This window comes from Aestuariivirga sp., from assembly GCF_037139295.1.
Taxonomy (GTDB): Bacteria; Pseudomonadota; Alphaproteobacteria; order Rhizobiales; family Aestuariivirgaceae; genus Aestuariivirga.
The window spans coordinates 1-9,176 of the sequence record NZ_JBAXGR010000110.1 but is presented as its reverse complement, the minus strand read 5'-3'; the positions used below and the strand labels follow the sequence as shown (position 1 = coordinate 9,176).

The following is a 9,176-nucleotide window of genomic DNA, read 5'->3' as shown; positions in this document are numbered from 1 at the left end:
CCAGCCTGCGCAGCGCCACGCCGCGGTGGTTGAACACGGACGCCACGTCCTGGCGGAGCGCCAGCGCGCGGTCCAGGAGTTCGCGCGCCCTTTCGTTCTCACCCGCCTGCAGGGCGCACAGCCCGCTCAGCTGCAACGCATCGAAGTTCTTCGCATCGACGGCCAGCACCTGCGCATAGGCGGCGCGTGCCTGCCCGAGATCACCCCTCTGCTGATGGGCAAAACCCGCCTGCAGCAGCCGCGCAATGCTCTCCGTGGGGTTCCCGCTCATCGTATCTCTTTCGTCTCGCCGGCCTGCAGTGCGGGGCGGTTGCGCACCACGTCAAGCCTGAGCCTGTCATTCCGGATCATGTGATAGATGTCGACGGCGTAGCTTCCGAGGAACAGCACGAAGCAGCCGATCACGATCACCTCGCACTGGGTATAGATGACCTGCACGGCGTAGGGACTGATGGGCAGTGGATAGTCCTTGGCCACGAACAGGATGCCGAACAGCGCAGCCAGCGCGACGATCAGCACCGCGAAGCGGAAGCGGAACAGGTGCATCGCGGGCCGGAACTGCCATTCGTGGTCCGGAATGGCGTGCCTCTGCTGCTGGTGCAGCAGCAGCTTGCACATCGTCGCCGCCACCAGGATGGTCGTGGCCTGGAAGAAGAAGAAGACGTAGCTCCCCAGCATGTGCATGTCGTGATCGATGTCGAAGGAGTACTGGGTGGTCAGGACCATTCCCGTCGAGGCGGTGATCTGGAATGCGAGCATGAGGAACAGCAGCACGTACATGCCGAGGCGTCGCCTGCGGCTTATGTTCAGCCGTGCGATGGCGAGGCCATAGGCAAACAGCATCAGCGGCAGCGCCAGCATGATCAGCGCCGTGATGACGAGGATCAGGTCGGCGAAGGGCACGCCAACACTCGGGTCGTTGATGGCACGGCTGATGGTCGGCGGGTCGTCCATGTAGTCCTGGTGCATCGTGAGGAAGGACTCGCGCGCCCACAGCACCAGCGGAATGTAGATCATGGGCACGAGAACGGCCGGCAGTGCGAGCAGGATGGCGGCCCATTTGCGGATCGTCTGTGGCATGGGATCAGATGGCCCCGTGCCGCGGCGACAGTGTCTTCGGCAGCGCTGCCGACGTCATCCAGCGCTGCGCGAAGTGGCGGATGACGATCGAATTGTTGCGCTGCGAGTCAGGTCCTGGGCCCCGGTTGATGCGCCCGAGGCTGGTGCGGCCATAGAAGCCGCGGTGCAGCTTCGGCTGGTAATTGGCGCGCGCCGAGGGGATGACGAAGCGCGGCGCCAGGCAGTGCGCGCTGATCCACACGTCATCGACGAAGAAGGCTTCCTTAGGCGCCGTGGAATAGTCGGTGACCGCCTTCACGTCGAAGAAGGAGGGCCGCACGATATAGCCCGAAAGCCCCTGCACGATGTCAACCTTGATGGGTCGCCGCAGGCGCCGCGCGCGGATCGGTGCGGGCGGCAGCATGCGCAGGTTGCTCCAGATGGTGGTGGGCCGGTCGGTGAGGTCGGCCGGCACGACCCAGCCGCTCATGCAGAAGGCAGACGCAGGGTCGCGCTCGGAGGCGGCCACGAGGTCAGCCACGAGATTGGCGGGATAGATGCGGTCGTCATCGACGACGATGATGCGCGCGTCAGGCGCCTCGCCGAGGAGTGACGGCAGCAGCTTCGTGGCAGGCCCCACGTCCTCGCACCAGCGGATGCTCACCGACTTGATGCCTTCGAGGAAGCCCGGCACTTCGTAGGGCACGCCCTCGCGCTTGCTGAAGCGCGGCAGGTTGAGGACGATGCGGGCGGGCGCCACGCTCTGCCGCATCAGGCTCTTCAGCGTGCGCTCGATCAGCGGCAGGCGGCTGGGGATCGAGGTGAGCGAGATGATGGCATCGCTGCGGCGCGGGTTCTCCGCCCATGCGCGGTCGAGCTCGGCGAGGCTCTGGCCACTCAGGCGCAGCTCGTCGGCCACGTCCCGGAGCAACGTCTCGCCCTCGAAGAAGTCGTGGATTTTCACGGCGGCCGCCGCGGCGCCCACGGCAAGCAGGGAAGCCCAGATGCCCGTCAACATTGCGAAAGTTCTGTACGTCCCTGCATGGCTTCATGTTAAGAGACCGGCGTGGGATTGTCAGCGGAAAACTTGTCGGGCTTGAGCCGCCGGGGGCTGTCGTGAGGGCGGAATTTCGCCACATGGCCAACCCCTTCGTGGCGCTGGCCCTGAGCTTCGGTCTGGGCCTCGCGCCGTGGATGCCGGGCACCTTCGGGGCGGCCGGCGCCTTCGTCCTCTATCCCTTCGTGATGCAGCTGCCCTTCGCGTGGCAGTGCGTGCTGACCCTCGTCCTGCTGGCGCTCGGTTGCTGGGCCTGCGGGCGGGCCGCGGCGGCACTGGGCGGCGAGGATCCCTCGGCCATCGTCTGGGACGAGACGGTGGGCATGCTCATCACCCTGGTGCTGACGCCAGCAACACCGCTCTCCTGGATCGTCGGCTTCATCGCCTTCCGCGCCCTCGACATCAACAAGCCCTGGCTCATCGGCACGGCGGAGCGGCGCCTGCGCGGCGGCGTGGCCATCATGGCGGATGACGCGCTGGCGGGGCTCGCTGCCGCCGGCATCGTGTGGGTCATCGTGGCGGCGCTGGCACGCCTCACCACGGCTTGAAGCTCTCCTTCACCGGCGCACCCGTCGCCAGCGCAAAGCCATAGAGGTCGACGCGGTTGACGCTCGGCACGCTGCCGCTGTCGTCGACGTCGAGGTAGGCGTGGTCGAGGCGTGCCGGCACGCCGCCCACCTTCATCTCGAGCCGCGGCACGCCATCGACGATCTTCAGCAGCGCCGCCCGCTTCGGGTAGGACACGACCCGCATCATGAAGCTTCCGGGCTGGCCGGGGACCGGATCCGCCTTGACGCCGAAGGCCATGCTGCGCTCGAGCGACGAGAGTTCCTTGCGCTCGCCCTCGTCATTGAAGCGCCGCCAGAACACCTCGACGGGGCGCTTCGTGTCGAGCCTGCCGTCATCGCCGATGCGCGCGGCGTAGACGATGGTGTTGGAGTTGAGCGAGCGCTGCACGTAGAAGATCAGGTTCTTGTCGGTGGGCACCGGAAAGTCTTCGCCCGCCGCGCCGAGCAGCACCATCGCTGCCAGCAGCAGGAGCGCCCGGATCACGTGTTCCCCATCAGCAGCTTCCTTGCGCGCAGGAAGCGCTGCCCGGCGGTCACGTGGGTGAGAATGGCCAGCAGCCACAGCGCCCAGGGGATCACGTCGAAGCTGCCGCCGAACAGGCTCTGGCAGACGAGTGCCAGGCAGATGAAGAAGATCCGCTCCTGCCGCTCGAACAGGTCCGGCCAGGCGACGTTGTCGACCTTCGTCTCCATCGCCGCGCGGGCCTTCATGTAGCTCGTCAGGAAGGCACCCGAGATGGCGAAGTATCCCGCCGCCCAGGCGTCGCTCACATAGGCGAGTGCGGCGAGCGCGATCATCTCCTGGTAGCGGTCGACGACGGCGTCGAGATAGCCGCCGAAGGCCGAGCTCTCCTTGCGCAGCCGCGCCACCGCACCGTCGAGCGAGTCAGCCGAGAAGGCGATGGCCAGCGTCACCGCATACCAGAAGGGCGCGTGGTGCCAGACATAGGCGAGGCTCACCACCGCGATCAGCCCCAGCCCCATCAGCGTCACCTGGTTCGCGGTGAACACCCGCGACAGCGGCTTCGCCGGCGCCTCCCACAGGGGATCGATGTATTTCTTGAACAGTCCGTCAATCATCTGATGAGGCCTCGAAGGCGGTGCGGAACCACGGCGCGTTGCGCTTGTAGGCGTCGAGGAACAGCCGGAAGCGCCCGTCGTAATAGGCCTGCCTTGTCCTGTCGGGGCGATAGACCGTTTCCGACGAGCGCTCGAAGCTCTTCGCCGCCTCCCACACGCTCGCCCGCCATCCGAGTGCGGCGGCGGCGATGGCGGCAGCGCCACGCACGCCCGCATTGCGCGGGTCGCGCGAGACCGCGATGTCGACACCGAGGCAATCGGCGAGCGCCTGGCACAGCCTAGCATTCAGCGCCCCGCCGCCCACCGCGCGCAGGAGATGCGCGTGCTTCGTGCCCTTCTGCTTCGCGACCGACTGCCAGGCCCAGCGCGTGTTGAGGGCAACACCCTCGATCACCGCCTGGCGCAGGCTGGCGCGGCCATGCTGCAGCGACAGGCCGAGGAAGCCGCCGCGCAGGCGATTGTCGTCGACCGGAACGCGCTCGCCCGCGAGCCACGGCAGGAACAGCGGCGGCGTCAGGCCGGTTGGAGTTTCGTCAGCTTCGTCGTCCATGACTTGATCGAGCCAGTCGATGCAGGAGCACGCACTCTCCTGCGTGGCAATCAGCAGCGGCCGGTTGGCGAAGGGGCTGAGGATCGTGGCATAGCCCTCGCTGGCGCTGAGCCGTCGCCCCGGATAGAAGCCGCTGATCCACGAGCTCGTGCCGAGCGAGATGTGAAGCTCGCCATCCTCCACCGCGCCACTGCCGATCGCCGCGGCGCAGACGTCGCCGGCACCCGCATAGACAGGCAGGCCGGCGGAGAGCCCCAGCTCTGCCGCGGCCGCGGCGGTGAGGCCGCCGGGCGAGGCCGTTCCCTCCACGATGTCGGGCAGCAGGTCGCGCCTCAGACCGAAGCGCGCGACCAGCGTGTCGGACCAGCCCTCGCGGCCCTTCCGCGTGTCCATCATCCAGGTGACGTTGGCGAGGTCGGCGGTGGTCGCCGCGTGGCCGGTGGCGCGCAGCAGCAGCCAGTCCTTGACGTCGAGCAACTTCCACGCCCGCTCATAAACCTTTGGCTCGTGCCGCTTCAGCCACAGCATCTTGGCCGGCGGATCCATGCCGTTGAGCGACGGCGCGCCATTGGTGAGGCGGATCGAACTCAGCAGCTTCAGGAGCCCGTAGCCGAACACCTTCGGGAAGCCGTCCATCACCTCGCGCGCGATGGGCGCAGCGCGCTTGTCGAGCCAGATCATGCAGGGCCGAAGCGGCTGGCCCTCGCGATCAACCGCGACGACGCCGCACATCTGGGAGGCGAAGACCATGCCCGCGGCCCGCCCGCGCAGGTCCGGGCAGCTGTCGGACAGTTTCGCCAGCGCCAGCCTGAGGGCCAGCCACCAGTCCAGCGGATCCTGCTCGGCAAAGCCGGCAGCCGGATAGGAGACGGGATAGGCGTGGTCAGCGGAATGAAGGACGTCGAGATCAGGTCCGACCAGTCCAACCTTGAGGCTGCTCGTGCCGACGTCCACCGCAATGATGATATCTTGTTTCACAATGCGCCGGAAACGAAATGAGGCTAAGGAGCCGTTATCGGGATTATGCCGGAAAGGTCAATTCAATTGTTAGAAGCAGGCGGCGGGCCAATCGACGTGGTGATTACCTGGGTGGACGACCAGACACCGGGATATCGTAACCTGTTGAAAACCTACGCAAAAACGGTTCCAGACCTCGACCCCTCACGCACCCGCGACAATCTCGAGCTGCTGCGCTTTAACCTGCGCGCGCTGGAGCGCCACGCCCCTTGGGTCAACCGCGTCTTCCTCTTCACCTGCCGCCCGCAGGTTCCGGACTGGCTCGACACCGCGCACCCGCGCCTCACCGTCGTCCACCACGACGAGGTGATACCGCCGGCACTGCTGCCCACCTTCAATTCCTTCGCCATCATCAGCCACCTGCATCTCATCCCCGGCCTGTCGGACCGCTTCCTCTATCTTGAAGACGACATGCTGTTGCTTGAGGACGTGACGCTCGCCGACTTCACCAGCGACGATGGCCGGCCGCTGGTGTTCGAGACGGCGAAGCCCACGCCGCGCCACGACACGATCCGCGACCCCGCCACGGAACGCCCGTGGAACCTGGCGCTGGCGGAGGCGAACCGCCTCCTCGACGAGGCCTTCGGCTCGGCCCGTCGCAGCTACGTGAACCACGTGCCCCTGCTGATCGAGAAGGCCCAATGGCGGGCCATGGCGGAGCGCTTCCCCGCGGCCTTCGCCGCAACGCGTGCCGCGCGCTTCCGCGCGGCGGGCAACGTGGCGCCGGAATATCTCTATCCGCAGCTGATGCTGGCGCAGGGCAAGGCCGTCAGGGCCGGCGCGGCGCGCCTGCGCGGGAGCTGCGGCTACGTGCCGCTCGAGGATGTCTGGCCGGTCACCGCCTACGCGCTGTGGAAGGTGAGGCGGCGGCACCCGAAGTGGGTCACGCTGAACGACAATTTCGGCAAGGACCCGAGCCGCATCGCGGAGCGCATGGCGCGCAGCTTCCTGCTCGGTGCAGTGCCTCAGGCCTCGCGCTTCGAGCGGGCGTGACGCGCCATGGCCGCGCGGTAGAACGCCTCGAAGTCGCCAACCCGCTCCGCCACGTCGAACTGCCGCGCATGCGCCCGGCCCCAGTCGCCGAGTGCGGCGCGCGCGTCCGCGTCCGAGAGCAGCCTGGCAATCAGCCGCGCCAGCGCCTGGGCGTCGCCCGCCGGAACCAGCAGCTCCGCGCCCCGGCCGGTCAGCACCGTGCGGTAGCCCGCATTGTCGGCGCCGATGATCGGCGTGCCGCTCGCCAGCGCCTCCGCCAGCACGATGCCAAAGCTTTCACCATAAAGTGCCGGCGATACGGCAAGTGTTGCCTCGGCGAGCAGCCTCAGTTGCTCCTCCTGCGTGGGCGCGGCAATGAAGTCGATCCAGCCCGCACCCAGCCTAGCCTGCGTCGCCAGCACCGCGCCACGCAGGTCGCCATCGCCCGCCACCACGAAGCGCGGCCGCGGCAGGCCGGCGGGCAGCGCCACGGCACCGGATGCGAGGCGTGTTGCCGCATCGAGAAGCACCTGCACACCCTTGCGTGGCTCCAGCCGCCCGAGGAACAGGATTGTCGGCTGCGCTGACGCCACCTTGTGAACCGCAAGGAACGGCGAGAGGTCGGTGACGGGCGGCAGCACGACGGGCGTCACGCCCGACGCACCGGGGCGCAGGTGGGCGAGCGGGGAGGAAGACACGGCGATCGCCCCATCGAGCTCGGAGAGCAGGTAGCGGCTCAACACCTTGAAGAGGTTTCGCAGCATCGCGCCCGTCAGGCCGGGGGGTGGTGTGTCGTGGAAGGTCGCCACCCGCGTCACGTCCAGGCGGCGGAACAATTGCCACGGCATCAGCGGGTCCCACGGCGTGTGGAAATGCACGACATCCGGCTGCCACTGGCGAAGTGCTGCCAGTGTGCGGCCAAGCTCATCCGCCATCGCCCACGTCACCTCGAAGCGGGTGCCTGCAAAGGCCACGCTGCGCATGGCGCCAAGCCGCCAGATGCCGGTCTCTTGCGGGCTCGCCGTACCGGGCGCAATGATCAGTGTCTCGTGCCCGCGGGCCTCAAGCGCACCGGCAAGTGCATGCATGTTCCGCTGCACGCCGCCGTGGCGGTCAGGGTCGTAGGGGCAAACCTGGACGATCCTCATGTCGCAGGCTGCGCCGCGCTAGACCTTGTATTCATAGACCTTGCCCGGCTCACGCTCGCAGTCGGGCGGGAAGCTCCTGCGCTTGTCGGCGTAATACTGAACCCGCCAGTCGCCCTCGGAGGCGCGGTTGTAGGTGATGTAGAGCACGCGGCGTGGCTCTGCGGTGGTGTTGGGCGCCGAGCGGTGCGGCGCATAGGAATCAAAGAAGATCGCATCACCAGGCTCGGTGGGCACGGAGATGAAATTCATGCCCCGCATCTGCTCCTCGTCGAGCGGCTTCCACAGGTCACCGATGAGGCCGCGGTCGTGATGGCCCCCCACCATCTCGAGGCAGCCGTTTTCCAGCGTGCAGGGGTCGACGCTCACCATGGCGGTGATGTGGAAGTTGGAATATTTTCCCCAGTCGGCCTGCGCATCCTGGTGTGGCTCGAAGCCCGCTCCGCCCGGCAGCTTGAAATTGATCTTCTCCTTGAACAGCACGGCATCCTCGCCGATCAGTTCACTGCTGATGCCGCGAAGCTCCGGGCCGTCGCACAGGGCGCGGAAGCCGTCATGGTAGGGATAGAAGTTCTCGATGCGCTGCAGGAGCCGCGAGCCGTCGCCGCGTGACGTTTCGAAATACTTCATGGCCTCGCCCGGCGTCTCCGGCCAGGCCTCGACGTCGTCGGTCCAGCGAATGAGATCAGCGAGGTCGCGGCCCTTGAAAAGTCCACGGACGATCAGGTAGCCATTGGCGCGAAACTGCGCGATATCATGTGGGCTTAGCTGCATGGACATGTGCAAACTTGACAATCGGTTTGAGGATGCTACAGGCCCCGGAAGTTGTCGAGAAATTCTTTTCCATAATTGCGCGGCACACGCCACGCAGCAGCAACGGATCCACACGTGGGCATTGAACAGGCACTGATCTTGGCGGCGGGTCGCGGCGTGCGGATGGGGCCGCGCGGCCAGAACATCCCGAAGGGCTTCATCGAGGTGGGCGGTGAGTTCCTCGTGGCGCGCTCGCTCGCGCTGCTGGCGCGCGCCGGCATCCGCGACGTCAGCATCGTCACCGGCCACCTCGCCGAGCGCTACGATGAGCTTCCCGCGGTTTCCGGCCTCGGCGTGACCACGCTCCACAATCCGCTCTTCGCCGAGAGGGGCAGCTTCGAGAGCCTGCGCGTCGGGCTCGGCGCCATGCGGGGGCCGTTCCTGCTCCTCGAGTCGGACATCATCTACGAGCCACGCGCACTCGCGACTGTTCTCTCCTCGCCCCACGACAGCGTGATCCTCACCTCGGGCCCGACGGGCGCGGGGGACGAGGTCTATGTCTGGGCGGATGAGAGGGATGGCGTGGCGCGCTTCAGGGGCATGTCGAAGCAGCGCAACACCCACGCCGACGCGCCCTTCGGCGAACTCGTCGGCATCTCGAAGATATCAGCGGAGCTTGCCCGGCAGCTTGACCAACACGCCGGCGAGGCGCAGCCCAACGCCGACTACGAGAGTGCCGTGGTGCGCGCCGCCGGCGACAATCCCATCGCCTGCCTGAGGGTCGATGACCTCCTGTGGGGCGAGATCGACGACGAGGCGATGCTCGCCCGCGTCGAGGCGAGGCTGTGGCCGCAGCTGAAGGCCATTGGCTGAGGGGCGATTCCTAGGAAGCTGCGGCGTCGACCAGCGCTGTCCGCGGCTGCTCGCTCATCTTGCCGTTCTCGAAGGTGATGACCCGGTCGCAGCACTCGAGC

At 67.1% G+C, this 9,176-nt stretch carries 11 protein-coding genes; 3 read left to right on the top strand and 8 right to left on the bottom strand.

Features of this window, described 5'->3' with window-relative positions; translation table 11 throughout:
- The 3 genes from WCJ41_RS18170 to WCJ41_RS18160 form a co-directional block, all read right to left on the bottom strand.
- The coding region (locus WCJ41_RS18170) for a tetratricopeptide repeat protein (protein ID WP_336907254.1) at positions 1-271 on the bottom strand (271 nt) is incomplete at its 3' end.
- Entirely contained in the window at positions 268-1,080 is an 813-nt protein-coding gene (locus WCJ41_RS18165; protein ID WP_336907253.1) for a hypothetical protein, read from the bottom strand. The genes WCJ41_RS18170 and WCJ41_RS18165, both read right to left, overlap by 4 nt.
- 4 nt (positions 1,081-1,084) lie before the next feature.
- Entirely contained in the window at positions 1,085-2,077 is a 993-nt protein-coding gene (locus WCJ41_RS18160; protein WP_336907252.1) for a hypothetical protein, read from the bottom strand.
- Positions 2,078-2,196: 119 nt separating this feature from the next.
- Between WCJ41_RS18160 and WCJ41_RS18155 the strand changes: the two genes are divergently transcribed.
- Positions 2,197-2,664 carry a phosphatidylglycerophosphatase A gene (locus tag WCJ41_RS18155; protein ID WP_336907251.1) on the top strand — a complete coding sequence of 156 codons (468 nt, stop codon included), beginning with the start codon at positions 2,197-2,199 and terminating at the stop codon, positions 2,662-2,664.
- Here the strand turns inward: WCJ41_RS18155 and WCJ41_RS18150 are convergent.
- The 3 genes from WCJ41_RS18150 to WCJ41_RS18140 are packed head-to-tail and all read right to left on the bottom strand — an operon-like array spanning position 2,651 to position 5,293.
- Entirely contained in the window at positions 2,651-3,169 is a 519-nt protein-coding gene (locus WCJ41_RS18150; RefSeq protein WP_336907250.1) for a DUF4833 domain-containing protein, read from the bottom strand. The two genes, WCJ41_RS18155 and WCJ41_RS18150, sit on opposite strands and share 14 nt — an antisense overlap.
- A complete protein-coding gene (locus WCJ41_RS18145) occupies positions 3,166-3,765 on the bottom strand; it encodes a CDP-alcohol phosphatidyltransferase family protein (protein WP_336907249.1) in 600 nt (199 codons plus the stop codon). Before WCJ41_RS18145 ends, WCJ41_RS18150 begins: the two co-directional genes overlap by 4 nt.
- Positions 3,758-5,293 (bottom strand): FGGY-family carbohydrate kinase, encoded by a 1,536-nt coding sequence (locus WCJ41_RS18140; protein WP_336907248.1) that lies wholly within the window; start codon positions 5,291-5,293, stop codon positions 3,758-3,760. Before WCJ41_RS18140 ends, WCJ41_RS18145 begins: the two co-directional genes overlap by 8 nt.
- Positions 5,294-5,359: 66 nt before the next feature.
- On the opposite strand from WCJ41_RS18140, the gene WCJ41_RS18135 reads away from it, so the two are divergent.
- Complete coding sequence (locus WCJ41_RS18135) at positions 5,360-6,325, top strand: stealth conserved region 3 domain-containing protein (protein WP_336907247.1); 966 nt, start codon at positions 5,360-5,362, stop codon at positions 6,323-6,325.
- On the opposite strand, the gene WCJ41_RS18130 is transcribed toward WCJ41_RS18135, so the two are convergent.
- Positions 6,298-7,452, bottom strand: a complete 1,155-nt coding sequence (locus tag WCJ41_RS18130) for a glycosyltransferase family 4 protein (RefSeq protein ID WP_336907246.1) — start codon at positions 7,450-7,452, stop codon at positions 6,298-6,300. The genes WCJ41_RS18135 and WCJ41_RS18130 overlap by 28 nt on opposite strands.
- Positions 7,453-7,470: 18 nt before the next feature.
- Complete coding sequence (locus WCJ41_RS18125) at positions 7,471-8,229, bottom strand: phytanoyl-CoA dioxygenase family protein (protein ID WP_336907245.1); 759 nt, start codon at positions 8,227-8,229, stop codon at positions 7,471-7,473.
- Positions 8,230-8,337: 108 nt separating this feature from the next.
- On the opposite strand from WCJ41_RS18125, the gene WCJ41_RS18120 reads away from it, so the two are divergent.
- A complete protein-coding gene (locus WCJ41_RS18120; RefSeq protein ID WP_336907244.1) occupies positions 8,338-9,075 on the top strand; it encodes a phosphocholine cytidylyltransferase family protein in 738 nt (245 codons plus the stop codon).
- Positions 9,076-9,176: the final 101 nt, after the last annotated feature.